The 19,227-nt window shown below is 61.3% G+C and carries 18 protein-coding genes and 1 pseudogene; 12 read left to right on the top strand and 7 right to left on the bottom strand.

Annotation, left to right across the window (positions count from 1 at the left end):
- Positions 1 to 235: 235 nt before the first annotated feature.
- A complete protein-coding gene (locus tag X757_RS163700) occupies positions 236 to 1,876 on the top strand; it encodes an ABC transporter substrate-binding protein (protein ID WP_023724881.1) in 1,641 nt (546 codons plus the stop codon).
- Positions 1,877 to 1,988: 112 nt separating this feature from the next.
- Here X757_RS163700 and X757_RS163705 read toward each other — a convergent pair whose 3' ends face one another.
- Complete coding sequence (locus X757_RS163705) at positions 1,989 to 2,906, bottom strand: HEPN domain-containing protein (RefSeq protein WP_023724880.1); 918 nt, start codon at positions 2,904 to 2,906, stop codon at positions 1,989 to 1,991.
- Position 2,907: 1 nt separating this feature from the next.
- Positions 2,908 to 3,975, bottom strand: coding sequence for a DUF262 domain-containing protein (locus X757_RS163710; protein ID WP_198024374.1), 1,068 nt, complete (start codon positions 3,973 to 3,975; stop codon positions 2,908 to 2,910).
- A 186-nt stretch (positions 3,976 to 4,161) separates the two neighbouring features.
- Here X757_RS163710 and X757_RS163715 point away from each other — a divergent pair, with 186 nt between their 5' ends.
- Entirely contained in the window at positions 4,162 to 5,844 is a 1,683-nt protein-coding gene (locus tag X757_RS163715) for a tetratricopeptide repeat protein (protein WP_023724878.1), read from the top strand.
- A 29-nt stretch (positions 5,845 to 5,873) separates the two neighbouring features.
- Here the strand turns inward: X757_RS163715 and X757_RS163720 are convergent, their stop codons facing one another.
- On the bottom strand, positions 5,874 to 6,731 hold the full coding sequence (locus X757_RS163720) for a hypothetical protein (RefSeq protein ID WP_023702285.1): 858 nt from the start codon (positions 6,729 to 6,731) through the stop codon (positions 5,874 to 5,876).
- A 144-nt stretch (positions 6,732 to 6,875) separates the two neighbouring features.
- Here X757_RS163720 and X757_RS163725 point away from each other — a divergent pair, with 144 nt between their 5' ends.
- The 7 genes from X757_RS163725 to X757_RS163755 are packed head-to-tail and all read left to right on the top strand — an operon-like array spanning position 6,876 to position 13,199.
- Positions 6,876 to 7,508, top strand: a complete 633-nt coding sequence (locus X757_RS163725) for a DUF4129 domain-containing protein (RefSeq protein WP_023724877.1) — start codon at positions 6,876 to 6,878, stop codon at positions 7,506 to 7,508.
- Entirely contained in the window at positions 7,505 to 8,713 is a 1,209-nt protein-coding gene (locus X757_RS163730; RefSeq protein ID WP_023724876.1) for a hypothetical protein, read from the top strand. The genes X757_RS163725 and X757_RS163730 overlap by 4 nt, the downstream gene beginning before the upstream one ends.
- Positions 8,700 to 9,656: a MoxR family ATPase gene (locus X757_RS163735; protein ID WP_023724875.1), complete on the top strand. Its 957-nt coding sequence runs from the start codon at positions 8,700 to 8,702 to the stop codon at positions 9,654 to 9,656. The genes X757_RS163730 and X757_RS163735 overlap by 14 nt, the downstream gene beginning before the upstream one ends.
- Positions 9,653 to 10,963, top strand: a complete 1,311-nt coding sequence (locus X757_RS163740; protein ID WP_023724874.1) for a DUF58 domain-containing protein — start codon at positions 9,653 to 9,655, stop codon at positions 10,961 to 10,963. Before X757_RS163735 ends, X757_RS163740 begins: the two co-directional genes overlap by 4 nt.
- The gene (locus tag X757_RS163745; protein WP_023694395.1) at positions 10,960 to 11,979 is read left to right on the top strand and encodes a stage II sporulation protein M; all 1,020 of its coding nucleotides are present in this window, start codon (positions 10,960 to 10,962) and stop codon (positions 11,977 to 11,979) included. Before X757_RS163740 ends, X757_RS163745 begins: the two co-directional genes overlap by 4 nt.
- Positions 11,966 to 12,832, top strand: a complete 867-nt coding sequence (locus tag X757_RS163750) for an RDD family protein (protein ID WP_023694396.1) — start codon at positions 11,966 to 11,968, stop codon at positions 12,830 to 12,832. The genes X757_RS163745 and X757_RS163750 overlap by 14 nt, the downstream gene beginning before the upstream one ends.
- Positions 12,833 to 12,845: 13 nt before the next feature.
- The gene (locus X757_RS163755) at positions 12,846 to 13,199 is read left to right on the top strand and encodes a hypothetical protein (protein ID WP_023724873.1); all 354 of its coding nucleotides are present in this window, start codon (positions 12,846 to 12,848) and stop codon (positions 13,197 to 13,199) included.
- 8 nt (positions 13,200 to 13,207) lie between these two features.
- Here the strand turns inward: X757_RS163755 and X757_RS163760 are convergent, their stop codons facing one another.
- Entirely contained in the window at positions 13,208 to 13,894 is a 687-nt protein-coding gene (locus X757_RS163760) for a D-lyxose/D-mannose family sugar isomerase (RefSeq protein ID WP_023694398.1), read from the bottom strand.
- Between the two features lie 150 nt (positions 13,895 to 14,044).
- Here X757_RS163760 and X757_RS163765 point away from each other — a divergent pair, with 150 nt between their 5' ends.
- The 3 genes and pseudogenes from X757_RS163765 to X757_RS163770 all read left to right on the top strand — a co-directional run bounded on the left by X757_RS163765 (position 14,045) and on the right by X757_RS163770 (position 15,765).
- The gene (locus tag X757_RS163765) at positions 14,045 to 15,103 is read left to right on the top strand and encodes a D-TA family PLP-dependent enzyme (RefSeq protein WP_023724872.1); all 1,059 of its coding nucleotides are present in this window, start codon (positions 14,045 to 14,047) and stop codon (positions 15,101 to 15,103) included.
- Positions 15,104 to 15,171: 68 nt separating this feature from the next.
- Positions 15,172 to 15,476 (top strand): annotated as a pseudogene (locus tag X757_RS1000000166060) (type II toxin-antitoxin system RelE/ParE family toxin).
- A complete protein-coding gene (locus X757_RS163770) occupies positions 15,469 to 15,765 on the top strand; it encodes an addiction module antidote protein (protein WP_023672893.1) in 297 nt (98 codons plus the stop codon). Before X757_RS1000000166060 ends, X757_RS163770 begins: the two are co-directional and overlap by 8 nt.
- Positions 15,766 to 15,812: 47 nt before the next feature.
- On the opposite strand, the gene X757_RS163775 is transcribed toward X757_RS163770, so the two are convergent.
- The 3 genes from X757_RS163775 to X757_RS163785 form a co-directional block, all read right to left on the bottom strand.
- The gene (locus X757_RS163775) at positions 15,813 to 17,444 is read right to left on the bottom strand and encodes a sulfotransferase (RefSeq protein WP_031193773.1); all 1,632 of its coding nucleotides are present in this window, start codon (positions 17,442 to 17,444) and stop codon (positions 15,813 to 15,815) included.
- Positions 17,445 to 17,479: 35 nt separating this feature from the next.
- Positions 17,480 to 18,151 (bottom strand): outer membrane protein, encoded by a 672-nt coding sequence (locus tag X757_RS163780; RefSeq protein WP_023715244.1) that lies wholly within the window; start codon positions 18,149 to 18,151, stop codon positions 17,480 to 17,482.
- 191 nt (positions 18,152 to 18,342) lie between these two features.
- Positions 18,343 to 19,104 (bottom strand): heme ABC transporter permease, encoded by a 762-nt coding sequence (locus X757_RS163785; RefSeq protein ID WP_023724870.1) that lies wholly within the window; start codon positions 19,102 to 19,104, stop codon positions 18,343 to 18,345.
- Between the last annotated feature and the right edge of the window lie 123 nt (positions 19,105 to 19,227).

The following is a 19,227-nucleotide window of genomic DNA, read 5'->3' as shown; positions in this document are numbered from 1 at the left end:
CAGACGGGATGGCGGGACAGCGCCCCCCTCTGTCCTGCCGGACATCTCCCCCACAACAAGGGGGGAGATTGGCCATCTACCACTGCGGAGCAGTGCACAAGAATTGCGGAAAAGCGAACATTTCCCGGTGTCGGCCCGCTTTATCATCACCTGCTCAGGCAACGGCGCCTCGGCGATCGCATCCGCCCCCAGCGGAAGCGGACCGTCGGGGCGCCCAACAAAAAAGGGAACGACGATGAAATTCATGCTGACCGACCGCAATTTGCACCCGCAGGCCAAACCCGTCGCCCAAGATTTCACAAAGGGCGGTGTCAACCGCCGCGAATATCTCGCCATCATGGCCGGCTTTGGCGTCAGTGCCGCCGGCGCGCTGGCGCTGGGCGGCCTTTCCCCTTCGCCTGCCCGGGCCGAAGAGCCGAAACGCGGCGGCACCTTGCGCGTCGCCATGAACGTCAAGGGCTTCAAGGATCCACGTACTTTCGACGGCGTCGAAATGTCCAATGTAGCGCGCCATTGCAACGAATATCTGGTGCGCTGGAACCGCGACTTCACCTTCGAGCCGTGGCTGCTCGAAAGCTGGGAAACCAGCGACGACGCCAAGACGCTGACGCTGCATGTGCGCAAGGGCATCGCCTGGTCGAATGGCGACACCTTCAACGCCGACGACGTCATCCACAATCTCACCCGCTGGTGCGATGCTTCCGTCGCCGGCAACTCGGTCGCCGCGCGCATGGGTGCGCTGATCAATGCCGACACCAAGAAACCGGTCGACGGCGGCATCGAGAAGGTCGACGACTTCACCGTCAAACTCAATCTGCCGAAGCCCGACATTTCCCTGATCGCCGGTATGGCCGACTATCCGGCTTTGATCATGCACCGCTCCTATGAGGGCGGCGACGATCCGATGAAGGCGCTGGCGATCACCACCGGCCCCTGCGAACTGGTCAGCTGGAATGCCGAGACCAGTGCGGAGGTCAAGCGCAAGGACAAGCCCTGGTGGAAAGGCGACTTCTACCTCGACGGGATCAAATGGGTCGATTACGGCTCCGATCCCAACGCCATGCTGTCGGCCTTCGAATCCGGAGAGATCGACACCGACCACGAGACCGCCTCCGACGCTGTCTCACAGACCGAGCAGATGGGCTTGCAAAATTCCGAGATCGCCACCGGCTCGACCATCGTCGCCCGCTTCAATGTCGGCAACGCGCCCTATGACGACGTCAAGGTGCGCCGCGCCGCCCAGCTTGCGGTCGACAATTCGGCCGTGCTGGCGCTCGGCCTCGGCGGCCGCGGCAAGCCTGCCGACAATCACCATGTCGGCCCGATGCACCCGGAATTTGCCGATATCGGCCCGGCCAAGCGCGACACGGAACAGGCCAAGAAATTACTCGGCGAGGCCGGCAAGACGGACCACGAATTCGAGTTGATCTCGGTCGACGTCGAATGGCAAAAGAGCACCGGCGATGCGATCGCCGCGCAGATGCGCGAGGCCGGCCTGAAGATGAAGCGCACCGTGCTGCCGGCCGCGACCTTCTGGAACGACTGGAGCAAATACCCCTTCTCCACAACCGAATGGCTGGGCCGCCCGCTCGGCGTCCAGGTGCTGGCGCTCGCCTACAAATCGGGCGCTGCCTGGAACGAAAGTGCTTATGCAAACAAAGAGTTCGACGAACTTCTCGACAAGGCGCTGGCAACGCCGGACGCCGCCCAGCGCAAGGAGATCATGGCCAGGATCGAGCAGAATCTGCGCGATGCCGGCATCATCATCCAGCCCTACTGGCGCTCGGTCTACCGCACCTATCGCAAAGGCGTGCAAGGCTGCGAACAGCACCAGTCGCTGGAACAGCATTTTGAGAAGGTGTGGCTGGAGGGGTGATCCACGATGTGCTGCGCTGTCGTCATGTATATTTTGAATACGAGGCGATTGCGCAGCACCACCCCACGTCACTCATTTGGTACTTTGACCATATTCCGACTCTGGAACTCGCCTAACTAAATAGCTCAAGTGGAGATGTAGATATCCCGCGAACGACCACCATACCCAACGACTTTCGAGCTAGGACACCTGCTTTCGCAGACGGTCTATCCGGATATTTCTTAATAGCCCTGCTAGCGATCGTGGGTCGCTCTACCCAGGCGCCATTTGCCAGTTCATCGATAAACCTCACGCGATGGGTAACGGAATTCACCTTCGCATCCAGCGACTGAGTGTTCGAAGTCCCTCTAATTATCTTGCCGACATCGCAGGCCAATATATCAGCCGCTATTCCAATGACGATGCCGCTACGGATACTCGATTGGAGAGTGCCAGTCGGTATATTCCCAGCTGGGTCATGGGCGCTGGAGTGACGCGCTTGGGCTAATGCCTTATAGTCGTTTTCAAGACTGAGACTTGCCGCTCCTATTTGACGAGCTATCGCATCTAATTTTCCCCAAGCGTTGTTAACGCTGAATGACGCAAACCCTTGCTTGATGTCCTCGTGTCCAACATTTGGTCCACTCGGGCTAAATCCAAACGACGTATAGACTGGAGGCACTGCACCAAAAGACGCAACTAAAGACAAATTAGTCTCTACGAAACTTAATTTCGCCAAGCTTTCCTTAATGAAGTAGGCCTTATTGCTTAAACCAGAAACCGAGTCTACCGTGAAAAACTTTTTCATTTTTTCAGGAAGCGACTGATACGCTAACGCTGATCTTGCCACCTCCTTTACCAATTCCTCGAATATTGACTTTAGGTATTTCTCAAGAAGAGCAAACGCTGAAACGGCAAGCCCATGTCGAAGGATTCTTGCGCTAACGTTGTGAGGATCGGTGATGGGTAATCGGTCAAGCAGCAGGGCATCATCACTGACCTTCAGCATAACTCCAAGAGCATCAAAAAATTCCCCCCGAAAGACGCTCATCTTAGATTTCTTCCAGAAGCTCCCTCATCTTTCCCACACGATACCTTATCCTCTGTGGGGTATTCGTCCCAGTCCTGACCGCCTTGTCAAATTCTGGCTCTTGAAAAAGCTTTCGCGTTTCCGAAATAACCCTGCCAGTATGAGCGATAGCATTGTTAGCGGTGTTGCCAGTTATTTGAGACGCGGCGATCATTTGCGCATCATACATTCCGGCCAACGTCTGATCTCTCCATCCAGCTCCCTCCGGCCGCCTGAAGGCATTGTCGCCCCAGATTGCATTGCATCGTTCGATAGCATCCTGAAACTTGTGAGCAAGATCGTTGATTTCTCCCGTGTCCGCTCGTTGATTTCTACGCATAAAATCATCCATCTCTTTTACAAGACTCCCGCTAAACTGATCGAATCGATCTTGGAGAGTTAGGAAACGGAGAACGTATTCAGCATCGTCCATTTCCCGATATGCTGCGGACTTTTGATTATCTATCTTCAGCTGCTTTCGTAAGAAATAATCGCCAGATAAGGCATAGATGCGGTCATTTAACTCGCCTCGAAACGCGACATTCCTTATTTCCTGAGCGTTCAAAGCCTCCCCTCCTCGATTCAACCTCAGGAACACCTCGTATTTCAACAATGGGTCCGTTTGCTTTAGAAGTGTCACAACTCTTAGATACGGGCGCAGGCGCAAGGAGTTAGTTATTTCTGTTGGCAAGCCCTCAAACCGCACTCCGTCAGCTTCAACTAATCTTTCAAGATTTCTTAGACTAAATCTCCCAGAAATGTAGTCTGCTATCGCTCTGAGTCGCTGTTTTCCGTCAATTGCTGTGTACGTTCCGTCCAATTCTTCGGCAAGATATACGGGCGGAACTGGAACATTGAGCAAAAAGGACTCAATCAGGGCAGACTGCTTTTCGATCGACCAACGTTCCCTTCGCTGAAAACCGGGCTGAAGATCAATGGCTTGGCTTTCCACCATGTCAGCTAGTGTACCGAGAGGGAGGTCTGCTGTCTGAACCACTAGCTTCGACTGGGCTTCTCGGAAGCTTGCGGTTATGTCGTTGTGCAAAATCACTTATCCACTCCCCAGCTGACTCTCGCGAATACAGCACCATCCACCTTTATACAGCAAGGGCTATAGCGATTCTGTCCGCGAGGATCTTCTCCGACGTTATGCCGCCAGTGGCTATCAAGGCCGTATTGCCCTTAGATGTATGACCATCGGATAGAAAAGCCAAACCCGCCATGTTCTGGAGAACACATGGACCATTTCGACCTCGGCACCTATCGCCGCCCCATCTCCACCGCTTCGGCCGAGACGCAGCGCTGGTTCGATATCGGGCTGAACTGGTGCTACGGCTTCAACCATGAGGAAGGCATAAAATGCTTCGAGAAGGCGCTGGAGACCGACCCTGATTGCGCCTTCGTGCATTGGGGCATCGCCTATGCCGCCGGGCCTTTTTACAACCTCACCTGGAAGGAACATGGCAAGGACGAAGCGAACCGCGCCGCCAAACGCTGCTTCGATCATGTCCAGCTCGCGCGGGCTGTTTCTGCGAGCGCCAGCCCCGTCGAGCAGCGGCTGATCGATGCGCTGGCCGCCCGCTTCCAGCAGCCGCATGGCGTGCCCGCGGAATTCGAACAGTGGGATAACGCCTACGCTGCCGCGATGCGGCAGGTTTATCGCGACTTTCCCGACGACCATGACGTGATGGCGCTTACCGTCGAGGCGCTGATGATGCGCACGGTGCGGCGGCTGTGGGATTTGAAGACCGGCAAGCCGGCGCCGAATTCGGATGTGCTGGAAGCGCTGGGGGTCTGCGAGCGCTCGATCCGGCTGTCGGACGAAGCAGGTACTGCGCCGCATCCGGCGATTCTGCACCTGCACATCCATCTGCTGGAAATGTCGACGCAGCCGGAACGCGGCATACGCTCGGCCGACCTGCTCGGTACCATGTGCCCCGATGCTGGCCACATGAACCACATGCCCGGGCATATCCATGTGCTGTGCGGCGACTACGAGAAGGCGAAGCTTGCCAGCGAAAAGGCGGTGCGGGCCAACGACCTCTATCTCGCCTATGCCGGTGAGACGACCTACTATTTGCTCGGCTGCTGCCACGACCTGCATCTGATGATGTTCACCTGCATGTTCCTTGGCCAGTACCAGCCGGCGCTGTGGGCGGCCGACAAGGTGCGCAGCCTGGTCACGCGCGACGTGGTCGCCATCCAGGACCGGCCGAAGCTCACCCAGACGGTGGAGGGCTATCACGCCATGCGCGCGCACGTGCAGGTGCGCTTCGGCCGCTGGCAGGAGATCATCGACGAGCCAATGGTGGCGGAGCCGGAACTCTACGTGCTGACCGCCGCCATGCAGCACTACGCCAAGGGCGTCGCGCACGCTACGCTCAAGCAGTTTTCGGCCGCCGAGCGCGAGCGCGAAAATTTTCGCCGGCATATCGAAGCCATCCCACCCGAGCGGCGCTTCCTCAGCAATCCGACGCGGGCCTCGCTGGCCGTCGGCGCTGCCCTGCTCGACGGCGAGCTCGCCTATCATCAGGGCCGGCACGATGAGGCCTACGCTCATCTGCGCCACGCGGTCGAGCTCGACGACAATCTGTCCTACACCGAGCCATGGGCCTGGATGCACCCCCCGCGCCATGCGCTGGCGGCTCTGCTGCTCGATCAGGGCCACACTGAAGAGGCCGAGCAGGTCTATCGCGACGATCTCGGCTTGAGCGGCAGGGTGCAACGCTGCGCCCAGCACCCCGACAATGTCTGGGCGCTGCACGGGCTGGTGGAATGCCTGAAACGGCGCGGCGAGAGCGTGGAGATGCCGGGGCTGCAGGCGAAGCTTGCCGGAGCGCTGACCAAGGCGGATGTGACGATCACCTCGTCATGCCTGTGCCGAACGAGCGTGCAATCGGAGCATAGCTACTGCCACTGAATCCGTGCGGCTCGACCGCTGCATGGCCGTCAGGAGAAAATCTCCGCCAGCTCGTCGACGCTGGTGCCTTCCTTGACCTGGCGCAGCTCGATGTAGGTGACGGCGATCGCCACCGAAATTACCGCCGAAACGATTGTCGACAGCAGGCTGCTTCCGATGGCGGCGGCAATGAGTCCGGTCGTGCTGATACCGCCGCTCACAATTGCAGCCTGAAACAGCAAGGTGAAAACCGCTTGTAGCCCTATCGCAACAATGCCGAGGACGAGAAACAGCGCGAATATCCGCCAGCGGCTTCCCTTCGTCAGCGCCCTGCTTCGCGAAATCGAGGCGAAGACGCCAGGCCTTTCCTGAACCGCGACGGGCACGGCCACCGATATGCTGATCAACCACATGGCTATGGGGATAAGCGACAGAAGTGCAATCACGCCGCCGACGATGGGGATGGCCATGGTGATGATCGTTAATATCATCGCCACCAGAAATATTGCCACGATGATCACAAGACCAATTCCGAGCGTGGGGAGGAAGCTGCGCAGGGCTATTTGAATGCAATCGCCAATCGACGGGCGCTTGCCGTTCAAATCTTCGATTGTCGCTCGCACCAGCGCCGCCTGCGCCAGAAAGGCCAAGATCAGGAGCACCAGGCCGGCAATCATCGAAACGGCACCATAGCCCGCCATCGCCGATTGCTCGAAGCTCGCCCCAGGTACTGCTATCTTTGCAATCTGTCTAAAGCTCCAGATGTTGTACAGCAGCGCAGGCAGCGTCGAAAAAAGGCCGACGATGGCGGCAAGTGGGACGAAGCTTCGTCCGATTACCGAAAACGTATTGCTGAAAGCCCTGCCGATGCTGAACCGTTCCGGCCGCTCGCTCGCGATTGACGTCATGTTACATTCCCCCCGACTAATGGATACCCGAAATCAGAAAGTATAAATCACCGATATTGATACTTGCGGTTGCCGCCGCTTGCAATTGCCTTGGCGTATTGCCAGTGTCGGCTCGCGAACCGCAGGTTGCAGGGGGGCGAGAAGGTGACTGCTGCACAGCCGGACGCTGCGCAAGCCGAATGGCTGGCCAAACTGCACAAGCAGTTGCTGTCGGACGATTCGATCCAGTTCGACCTGCCGGCCTACAGACCACCCGAGACACCCGAGTGGCTGAGACCGCTGGGCGAGTTCCTGAAATCGCTCGGCCCGTACATGATCTACCTGTTCTGGGGCGCGGTGATCACAGGTGCCGCCATCATCCTCATGCTGATTTTCCTTGAGGTGAAAGGCGTCGCCTGGCGCCTGCCTTGGTGGCGCAAAAAGAGCGTGACCGAGGCGGAAGCGACATGGCACCCCGACGTTGGCGCCGCGCAGGTCCTGCTCTCGGAAGCCGATGCGCTGGCCGCCCGGGGCGAGTATGACGAGGCGGTGCATCTCCTGCTTCGCCGCAGCGTTGCCGACATTGCCGGCCGCCTGCCCGACTTCCTGCGCCCGTCGCTGACCGCGCGCGATATCGCGGGAGCGGCGTCGCTGCCAACGCGGGCGCGTGGCGCCTTTACCCAGATCGCGCGCATCGTCGAGGCCGCTCTGTTCGCGCGCCGGCCGGTCGGGCCAGAGGGCTGGCAGGAGGCGCGCAGCGCCTATGAGCGATTCGTCTTCAGGGATGCCTGGACTTGAGTGACACGACAGCCGACATCGCCCAGCAGGAACCGTTCAGCCGCAGGACGGTGTTCTGGGGCATTTTCGCCAGCCTGCTCGCGGCGGCGGGCTTCTTCCTTTTGTCCACCTATGCCCCCGATTTTCGCCAGCCGAGCGTCGGTGGCGCAACGCCGCTCTCGAAGAGCGGCATCGGCTATGCCGGCTTGGCGGAATGGCTGGAGCTGACCGGCGAAGCGCCCGACATGGCGCGGTCCGACAGCGATCTTCAGATCGACACGAACCTCCTAATCGTCACGATTTCGCCCGACAGCGACCCGGATGCGCTTGCCAACATCGTCAAGCTTCGCAAGGGCCTGGATACGCTGTTCGTGCTGCCCAAATGGGCGACCTTGCCGCTGTTCGAGCACGAGGGGTGGGAGATGAAGATCCAGCGGCTGCCGGACGTCGTGGTCAACGACTGGCTCGCCCGGATCGCCAAGGCCAAGCTCGGCGAAGGTGAGACCACGGTCAAGCAACTCGACGTCTCAGGGCAAATGGTCAGCGTTCCCGACCAGCTGCAATGGGTGGCCGACGAACACCCGCTGATTGCCGCCGGCAACGGCAAGGCCGTGCTGACCGAGGTCGAAGACGAGCGGTTCTACATTCTGACGGACCCCGATCTCATCAATAACGCCGGCTTGAAAGATCCCGACAAGGCGGCGGCGGCGCTCAAGCTGATCGAGCTCCTGCAGCCCGAAGAGGGTGCTGTCATGTTCGACCTGACGCTGCATGGCGTCGGGCGAAAATACGATCTCGCCAAGCTTCTGGTCGAGCCGCCCTTCCTGGCGCTGACGCTGACCATCCTGGCGGCGGCGGCACTTGCCTTCCTGCATGGCCTTGGCCGGTTCGGGCCGCCACGGGCCGATCAGCGCGCCATCGCCTTCGGCAAACGCGCGCTGGTCGACACCACGGCGATGCTGTTGCGCCGCGCCGGCCGGCTCGAAGAACTAGGCGACCGCTATGGAGCACTGGCACGCGTACGCGCCGGCGCGCTGCTCGGCGCGCCGCACGGTTTGCAGAGCGAAGCGCTCGACCGCTGGCTCGATTCCCGCGATAAGGACGAAGCCGGCGGGTTCACGACCCGCCTGCAAGCTGCGAACGCGGCAAAGACCCTGACACAAATGCATGATGCAGCCGAAAAGCTGCACGACTGGACGGCAAGGAGGCTCGGTGAACGTCGATGATGTGAAGGCCCTGGCGACACAGATCAGGGAAGAGGTGGCCAAGGCCATCACCGGGCAACACGATACGGTCGATCTGATGCTGACGGCATTGTTCGCCGGCGGGCATATATTGCTCGAGGGACCGCCGGGCACGGCCAAGACGATGACGGCGCGCTGCTTTGCCCAGGCGCTGGGCGTCGCCTATGGCCGCATCCAGTTCACACCCGACCTGATGCCCGGCGATATCGTCGGTTCCAACATCTACAATTTCCAGACCGGGCAATTCACGCTGACGCGCGGCCCGATCTTCTGCGACCTTTTGCTCGCCGACGAGATCAACCGCACGCCGCCCAAGACCCAGGCTGCCCTTTTGGAGGCGATGCAGGAGCATGCCGTCACCTTCGACGGCACCACTCATGCGCTCGGCCCGAACTTCATGGTGGTGGCGACGCAGAACCCTATCGAACATCAGGGCGTCTATCCTCTGCCCGAAGCCCAGCTCGACCGTTTCCTGTTCAAGCACCGGGTGAGCTACCCCGGCGCGCAAGAGGAAAAGGCGATCATCATCCACCATGGCGGCGGCACCGCCTCGCACGATATCAAGCAATACGGCATCACCGCCCAGGCCGACCGCAAGACGCTGGAAAAGGCGTTGGCGACCGTCGGCGAGGTCACGCTTGTCGACGACGTCGTGGACTATATCGCAAGGCTGGTGCGGGCCACGCGCGCCAGCCCCGATCTGGAAGTCGGTGCCAGCCCGCGTGCGGGCGCCATGCTGGCGAGAGCCGCACGCGCCCGGGCAGCGCTCGACGGGCGCGCCTATGTCATCCCCGACGACGTCAAGGCGCTTGCGGTGCCGGCGCTGCGCCATCGCGTGATCCTGTCGCCGGCGGCGCAGATCGACGGCCGCCTGGTCGAGCAGATCGTCACCGACTTGGTCGACCAGACGGAAGCGCCACGTTGATATATCCGAGCGGCCGGGCAGTCTGGGCAGGTGCGGCAGGTGCAATACCGGCCTTCCTGATCGCGCTCGCGTTGCCGTCGCTGTGGTATCTCGGCCTGTTGTGGATCTGCGTGCTGCTTGCTTTCCTGGCCGTGGACGCCGCCGCCGGACCCGGACGGGCTTCGCTGGATGCCAGCATCCATGCCCCGCCGCAGGTCAGCGTCGGCGGCCAGTTCACCGTCCATGTCATCGCCGGGCTCAGCGGACGGCCGCGCGCCGTGCAGGCGCGTCTTGGCCATGACGAGCGGCTGGAACCGCTGGGCGGCACCGGCGGCGCGTTGACCGCCGAGGCCGACAGCGCATCGCTCGATCTCAAATTTCAGGCGCTGCGGCGCGGCATCGCCAGGTTCGATCGCCTGTGGGTGCGCTGGCGCGGGCCGTTCGGGCTGGTCTGGAACCAGGTGGTGCTGCCGATGGCGAGCCAAGTCGCGGTGCTGCCCGATGTCAGCAGCGCCCGCGACGAGGCGATCACGCTTCTGCAGCGTCAGGCGCTGCCCGACGGCCATGCGCAGCGCCGCGCCGGCCAGGGCCGCGAATTCGAGGCGCTCAAGGACTACCAGCCCGGCATGGGCCGGCGCATGATCGACTGGAAGCGCAGCGCCCGCCACGGCAGGCTTCTGGCGCGCGAATTCCGTATCGAGGAGAACAACAACATCGTGCTGGCCATCGATAGCGGCCGGCTGATGTGCGAGCCCGTCGACGGCGTGCCGAAGGTCGACCGCGCCGTCACCGCAGCCTTGCTGTCAGCGTTCATTGCGCTGAAGGGCGGCGACATGGTCTCCCTGTTCGGCTTCGACGCGCGGCCGCGCGTTTCCAGCGGCGCCGTGCGCGGCTCCGCCAGCTTCGCCATGATCCAGAAGCGGGCGGCGGAGATCGACTATTCCACCGAAGAGACCAATTTCACCCTGGCGCTGACGACGCTGGCGGCGCGGCTCGACCGGCGCTCGCTGGTGATCATCTTCACCGACTTCGTCGATCCGATCAGCGCCGAACTGATGCTGCGCACCGTCGGCCGGCTCACCGAACGGCATCTGGTGCTGTTCATGATGATGAGGGATGTCGAACTGGAGACACTGGCCGACATGCCGCCGGACGCACCGGAGGATGTGGCGCGCTCCGTCGTCGCCGGCGGGCTGCTGCGCGAAAGGCAGGTCGTCATCGGCAGGCTCAGGCTGCTCGGCGCGCATGTCATCGAAGCCGACCATCAGAGGCTCGGGCCGGCGCTGGTCGAGCGCTATCTCGAGCTCAAGCGAGAGGATCTGTTGTGAACGCGCTGGTCGGCAAGGATGCGGTGCGCCAGTCGCTGGCGAGCTTCCGTTCGGAGCGCGAGGCCGACTGGAAGGCGTTCGAGGCGCTGCTTGCCCGGGTCGAGAAACGTGCGCCACGCACGCTATCGGAAGACGAACTGCTGTCGCTGCCGCTGCTCTACCGCTCGGCGCTGTCCTCGCTTTCGGTGGCGCGGGCGACGTCGCTCGACAATGCGCTGGTCAGCTATCTCGAAGCGCTTTGCCTGCGCGGCTACTTCTACCTCTATGGCGCACGTCGCGGCTTGCGGCAGCGCATCGGCGACTTCTTCCTGCATGACTGGCCGCATGCCATTCGCGATTTGTGGCGCGAGACCTTGCTGTCGGTCGTCCTGACCTTTGTCGGCGCCGGCGCCGGCTACTGGCTGGTGGCCAAAGACAAGGGCTGGTTCGACGCCATCATTCCGCCGAGCCTGGCCGGCGGGCGCAACCCGGACGCCTCAGTCGAAGTCCTGCGACAGGTGCTTTATGACGGCGCCGACAGCAATTTCCTGTCGGGCTTCGCCGCCTATCTGTTCACGCACAATGTCCAGGTGGCGATCCTGGCCTTCGCGCTGGGCTTTGCCTTCGCGGTGCCGAGCGTGCTCTTGATCCTGATGAATGGCTGCCTGCTTGGCGCGATGTTCCAGATCTACGTCGCCAAGGGGCTTGGGCTGGAGCTGGGCGGATGGCTGTCCATCCATGGCACCACCGAGATGTTCGCGATCGCCTTGGCGGGCGCCGCCGGCATGCGCATCGGCACGCGCATCGCCTTCCCCGGCGAACTGACGCGGATGACGGCTGCTGCCGATGCCGGGCGCGTGGCCGCCACCACCATGGTCGGGGTGACGATCATGCTTTTGTTTGCCGGCCTGCTCGAAGGCATCGGCAGGCAGGTGATCACCAGCGACGTGACACGCTATGCCATTGGCGGCGTCATGCTGACGCTGTGGCTTTGCTATTTCTATGTGTTCAGGGTGGTGCGGCATGGCGACCGCTAGGCGCGCTGCCGTCTCGACGATACGGCCGCTGATCACGCCGGAAGGGGTCGATCTCCGGATCAAGCTCGCCGATGCCGGCACCCGCGCCGCCGCCTTCCTGCTCGACTTTGTCATCATCATCGTCACGGCGATCGTGATCTCGATCGTTGCACTGTTCGGGCTGGCCGGCCTCAAAGGCGAAGGCGCGCAGCCGCTGTTCATCGTCTGGATCATCCTGATCTTCTTCCTGCGCAACGCCTATTTCATCGTCTTCGAAGCCGGCCGCCGCGCCGCCACGCCCGGCAAACGGATGCTCGGCATCCGGGTGGCGTCGCGCAGCGGCGCCGGCCTGTCAGTCGATCAGGTCATTGCCCGCAACCTGATGCGCGAGATCGAGATCTTCCTGCCGCTGTCGATCATCCTCGGCCGCAGCGAGATGGGGCTCGCCGACACGCTGACGACGATCTTCGGACTGGTGTGGACGCTGCTGTTTGCGCTCTTCCCGCTGTTCAACCGCGACCGCATGCGCATCGGCGACCTTTTGGCCGGAACGTGGGTTGTCGAGGCGCCGAAACTGGCGCTGGTCGAAGACCTGTCGCAACGCCAGGACACCACCACCCGCGCATTCCGCTTCACCCAGGCGCAGCTCGATGCCTATGGCATCGCCGAACTGCACAAGCTGGAGGAAGTGCTGCGCCGCGACGACTATTTCGCGCTGAAAGCCGTGGCCGAAACGATCGGACGCAAGATCGGCATGACGATCGAGCCGGTCGATTCCAGGGCCTTCCTCACCGCCTATTACGGCGAGCTGCGGGCACAGCTTGAGCGGAAGCTTTTGCTCGGCACCCGCAAGGCAGATAAGTATCAGCTGTAGATCGGAGTTCGGGATGCCGGCTCAAGTTAGCGAAGCGGAAAAAGCCAGAATAGAACGCGCCATTCAGGCGGCAGTCTCCGGATCCTGGAAGGAATTTGCAGAACTCACCGACGAACCGTTTCTAAACGATGCATCGATGAGGAAGCAATTCGGAGATTCTTCTTCCCGACTTCAGCAAGCCGATGGAAATTGGGAAATGACGTCAGGCATAGGTATCGTGCCTGACGGCAGCGCGCGCCTGATCACAGTCTTGAGCAAGGCGCCGCCCACGGTGGATATTGTCCTGACGCTGCACAGCACGAGCGATCGGGATGACAGCACGATCAGCATCTGGACGTTCTTTCAGCAGCTGAATTGGGGCGATTAGGCCCTCGCCTACCCCACCCACTTCTCATAGTCGGACACCAGCAGGTGCACCGGCGCGACATCCTCGTCGATGTTGGAGAAGCGGCCGATCGGCTCGCGGAAGACGTTGTCGGTGAGATCGTCATTGACGGTCGAGACCTCACCGATCAGCACATCCTTGCCCTCGGCCCAGAAGGCGTGCCAGACGCCGGGCAGCAGCGTCACGCTCTGGCCCGGGTCGAGCTTCAGGAGCCCGCCTGCCGGCAACCTGTGGATGGTGCCGTCGACCGGCACCGTCACTTCGGCCTTCGGATCGATGCCGCCGTCGCGATCGTGCATGAACAGTTCCAGCACGAGCTTGCCGCCGCCGCGGTTGATGATGTCCTCGGCCTTGATGTTGTGGCGGTGCATCGGCGACAGCTGATCCTTGCGCGAGATCATGATCTTCTCGGCATAAAGCATGCCCATGCCCTTCTTCATGTCGGCATAGACGCCGTTGCGAACGGTGAACAGGAACAGGCCGAGTTCGTCGAATTTTTCCTGGCCGTAATCGGTGATGTCCCAACCGAGCCGCGAGGTGAAAATGGCGGCGGAGTCGGCCTTGCGCGCCTTCATCTCTTCCGGGCTCCAGTAGGCGAAGGGCGGCATGATGTAGCCGAACGAGCGGATGAAGGCGTCTGCATCGCGGATGATGTCGTTGACGGTGGAGCGTTTCATGATCGTGATCCCTTCGCGTCGCGTTCCCTGGAGTTATCTGAAGCGCATAGCCGAACAGCGCTGCGGTGTCGACGCAAACTGCGTGCTGGCCCCATGACATCCGTGCGGATCGGGGCCATAAGTCAGCCAGATTTCCCAAGGTGATATTTCATGCAAGGCATAGACGACCTCGACACGCCGGCGATCCTCATCGACGCAGCCCGCGCCGAAGCCAACATCACACGAGCGCAGGCGCATGCCGACCGCCACGGGCTGAAACTCAGGCCGCACATCAAGACGCACAAGCTGCCTTATTGGGCGAAGAAGCAGGTGGCGGCCGGCGCGGTCGGCATCACCTGCCAGAAGATCGGCGAAGCCGAGGTGATGGCCGATGCCGGGCTGACCGATATTTTCCTGCCCTACAACATCCTTGGCCGCGCCAAGCTGGAGCGCCTCAAGGCGCTGCATGGCCGTGTGACACTGTCAGTGACGGTGGACAGCCTCGAAACGCTGGATGGGCTCGCCGCCACCTTCACCGATACCGGGCACCCCCTGCCCCTCCTGGTCGAATGCGACACCGGCATGGGCCGTTGCGGCGTGCAGAGCGCCGCCGAGGCGCTGGCACTGGCGAAGTTGATCGACCAAGCCAAGGGGCTCACCTTCGGCGGGCTGATGACCTACCCCGCGGCCGGCCGCGCCGCCGAGGCTGAATCCTGGCTGGCCGGCGCCAAGCAAACGCTCGCGGCCTCGGGTCTCGCCTGTGATCGCATTTCAAGCGGCGGCACGCCTGATATGTGGCGCTCCGGCGAGGACAGCGTGGTGACCGAATACCGCCCCGGCACCTACATCTACCTCGACCGCTACCAGGTCGCCAAAGGCGTCGGCACGCTCGACGATTGTGCGCTGACGGTGCTCGCCACAGTGGTCAGCCATCCGACGCCGGCCCGGGCCATCCTCGACAGCGGCAGCAAGGCGCTGTCCAGCGACACGCTGGGGCTCGCCGATTTTGGCGAGCTGCTCGGCATGCCCGGAGCCCGCGTCACCAGCTTGAGCGAGGAACATGGCACGGTCACGCTTGAAAATGGCGCGAAGCTTCGCATTGGCGAGCGCGTGCGCTTGGTTCCGGATCATTGCTGCGTGGTGACCAACCTGTTCGACCAGGTGCATCTGATCGAGGGCGACAAGGTGCTGGAAACGCTGAAGGTGGAAGCGCGTGGACGGATGGGGTGAGGCTTTCGTTTTGGAGGCTCGCCCTATTTCGGCATTGACGAATTGTAATTTATAACTTACTAGTCCCCATGACAATCCTGAAGCAGACAGCCACCTTTCGGAGGTGGCACCAAAAGCTGAAAGACGGAAGAGCCAAGGCGGCAATTGCCGTTCGGCTGCAACGTTTGATTGTAGGAAATCCCGGCGACGTGGCCCCAGTGGGTGAAGGCATCAGTGAATTGCGCATTCACTATGGGCCCGGCTATCGCGTTTATTTCACAAGCGCGGTGAAACGGTCATCCTGCTCCTGTGCGGCGGGGATAAAAGTTCACAAGAAACCGACATACGGACAGCAAAGCGCCTGGCCGTAGAATGGAGTGACGACAATGGTTGAAAAAATCTATGATTTCGATCCCGCCGAAATGCTCGATTCCGATACGGCAATCGAGGCGTTTCTGGCAGAGGCAATGGAAACCGGAGACGCCAAATTCGTCGCGTCCGCCCTCGGTGTCGTTGCCCGCGCCAAGGGGATGAGCAACATTGCCAGAAAGACCGGCTTGGCTCGCGAGCATCTTTATACCTCGCTCAGCGAAAACGGTAATCCTACGCTGGAAACCACACTGGCGGTCATGAAAGCATTCGGCTTTCATTTGGCCCCAAAGCACGATGCAACTCAGGTCTAATCTACGCCAGCGCGCGTCGAGCGCGAGGTTGTTCGGGCCAACTGAAATCAGGACTGATAAACCGGACCCAGCGCCGCCTTCAGCGGATCCAGCGCGTCGCCATACAGCTTCCAGCGCTCGACCGAGGATGAATAGATCGGCTGGCGCACCTGCCAGCGGCTCGGCGTCCGCACGGTGCGCTCGGTTTCGTTGAAACGCAAGCAGGCATCGTCCCACTCGATGCCGAGGAATCCGATCAATCCGCGGGCGCGATTCTCGAAATCGGCGACCGTTTCTTCGTAGGGCATGTCGTGGATATCCAGCGGGATGACCTTGGCCCAATGGCGCATCAGGCGCTCATACTGCCGGTAATACTGCCCAAGCTTGGTCAGATCGGCGTTGTAGCCGTGCGCCTCGGAAAAATTATGCATGAAACAGGACGCGCAATTGTCCATCGGGTCACGCCGGCAATGGATGATGCGGGCATTTGGCAAGATCAGGCTGATGAAGGCCAGCAGCTCGAAATTATGCGGCATCTTGTCGACGACAAGCCGCGCCGTGTTGTTGCGCTTTTTGAGAGCGTCGAGATATTTCGATCCAAGCTCCTTGGCCTTGGCCGCAGTGAGCGCCGCCATGGCCTCGGTGAAAATGGCTGGGTCGAGCTTGTCGAACCCAAGTTCGCCGGCAAGTGAACGAATGGTCGACAACTCGCCGGCGCCATGGATATCGCGATGGCTGGCGCATATCTGCTCGGTCAGCGTCGTTCCCGACCGTGGCATGCCGACGATGAAGACCGGGCGTCTGGATGGATTTCCCAAATTGGCTCGCGCCTCGAAGAAGCCGGCGTCGAAGGTGTTGATGAAGCTGTCGTAAAGCTGGGTGTGCCGGTCGATGTCGAAGTCATTGCCGGAAATCGCCTTGGCCCTCGCGAAATGGCGGATGGCCGGGCCATAATCGCGCTGATCATTGAGCATCTTGCCGGCGGCGTGGTGCAGCACTACCCGCTCGCGATCGGTGGTTGTCGGCAATTCCAGGCGTTTCAGCACCAAAGGCAACGTCGGATCGTCCTTGACCGCCCGTCGCGCAAGCGCCATTCCAGCCAGCGCCTCGACATGGCCCGGGTCGATGGCAAGGGCCTTGCTGAAGCATTCGACCGCCTCGGCCGGCCGGCCAATGTCGGTGAGCAAATCGCCCATACCGGCAAGTGCCATCACCGACTGGCCGTCGATAGCCAGCGCCTGGCGATAGAACCCTTCGGCAATGTCGCCCTCGAGCTGGCTGCGGTAGGAGCGGCCGAGATTGCACAGCGCTTCGATGAGCCCTCCGTCGAGCTCGATCGCCTTTCTCAGATGTCTGCGCGCCTTGTCGACGTTGCCGGTGACATTGTAGGCATTGCCGAGATTGTTGCGGAAGATGGCGTTGTCCGGTTCGAGCTTGACCGCCCTTTCCATATAGGCAATGGCGGCGTCATGATGCTCGGCCTCGATGGCGAGCGTGCCCATCAGGTTCAGCGCCATGGCATTTTTGGGCTGCGTGCGAAGCACCGTCTGGTAGCAGAACTCGGCCTCGCGAAAACGCTTGCGCCGTTGCAGGTCGATGCCGCGCTGCAATGTCTTTTCCGCCGGCTCACCGGCGGTCGGCAGCGAGGCTGGGATCATTGCCGGCAGGCCCAGGGGTTGCCGGCGTGGCAAGAGCGGCATCCGTCAAATCCCGGTCGCGGCCTGCGACGAACCAATCAGAACTTCAGGGTAACGCCAAGCTGGAGATTGTGGGAGTACAATTTGGCGTTCTCGTATGTGCCGCCGCCATCATTGTCGTCTAGATCCACGCTTGTCACGGCCTTAAAGCGGTAACCGAAATCGAGGTCGACATTCTGCGTTACCGCGTAGGTAACACCGGCGCCCACCTGGCCGGCGAAACCCCAGCCGCCAGGCCCGTATCCATAGGCGTGGCCATCAAAGTGAGTATCGGCGGTAACATACGCCGCGCCGAGACCGCCGCCGACATAGAGTTTGGCATCACCAAAATGCGCAACATCGGCCCAGACGTTGGCGAGAAGATAGGTGGCCGACAGATTGCCGGAAGCCGGATAGTTGCCGACGCCCGTGTAGCTGTATTCGCTTGCCTTGTAGCGCGCGTAGGACAGTTCGCCTTCGACACGAAACACATCGTTGATGCGCCGACCGACAGCGCCGCCGATTACGAACCCGGTATCAAGATCGACTGAATAGCCAGTACCATTGTAGTCCGTTTTCACATGGTTCGGGAAACTGGCGCCGCCGAAGAGCGTGACGTACCAGAGATCCTCTGCCCTCGGAACGTCGACGATCGCGTCGGCGGCGTACGCCGAACTCCAGCCAAGCACCAATGCCGTTGTCGACACACCAGCCAGTAGAAGCAGTTTCATCGTCGATTCCTCGTAGCCTTCCAGTTACTTGCTCGCCTGCGGTTGGAGCTGTCAATAAGCAGACGCAGTCAGGGCACTCTTTCAGCAATCCTCGTTGCTATGCAGCAACATAGCAGCATACTCTAATTTAGACGGAGACAGGCAAAGGCTGCTGTTTCGGTTGTCATTCGAGTGCCGGAAAAGAGAACCGCCTAGTCGCGTTGCTCTGCCTGCCGCGCCGCGATGCGCCGCATGGCAATGACCCGCCGGCGGCGGATCTCGGTGCGCATCGCCGTCAAATGCAGCGCGAAGAACAGCACGGTGAAGCCGAGCGCCATCACCAGCAGCGGCCATAGCAGGCTGGGATCGATCGTCGGCCCGCCGAGCCGGAACACCGAGGCCGGCTGGTGCAGCGTGTTCCACCAGTCGACCGAGAATTTGATGATCGGGATGTTGATGAAGCCGACCAGCGTGATGATGGCGGCGGCCCAGGCGGCACGGCTGGCGTCATCGAGCGCACGCGTCAGCGCGATGATGCCGAGATACATCAGGAACAGGACGAAGACCGACGTCAGGCGCGCGTCCCACACCCACCAGGTGCCCCACATCGGCTTGCCCCAGATTGAGCCGGTCACCAGAGCAAGCGCGGTGAAGGTGGCGCCGATCGGGGCTGCAGATTTTAGCGCGACGTCGGCCAGCGGATGGCGCCAGACCAGCGTGCCGAGCGCGGCGACCGCCATCACCGTATAGCACATCATGGCGAGCCAGGCGAAAGGCACGTGGATATACATGATGCGCACCGTGATGCCCTGCTGGAAATCCTCAGGCGCGGCAAAGCTCATATAGAGACCGATGGCGAGCAGGATCGCGGCGATCGACGCCAGCCACGGCACCAGCCTGTCGGCCAGCCCGACAAAGCGCGTCGGGTTGGCGAGGTCGGTCCAGCCGGCGAGGCGTGAGGAGGTGTCGCTCATAGGTCTAGATAGACCGGCGGCGCGTTCGGGGCAATCGAGCGGTTGTCGCAGTGCTTACCCTCTCCCTTGTGGGGAGGTCGCTGCAAAGCAGCGGGGTGGGGGTGGTGGGGCACTACCTCCACC

This window comes from Mesorhizobium sp. LSHC412B00 (assembly GCF_000503035.1).
Classification (GTDB): Bacteria; Pseudomonadota; Alphaproteobacteria; order Rhizobiales; family Rhizobiaceae; genus Mesorhizobium.
This window is presented reverse-complemented; position numbering and strand designations above follow the sequence as displayed.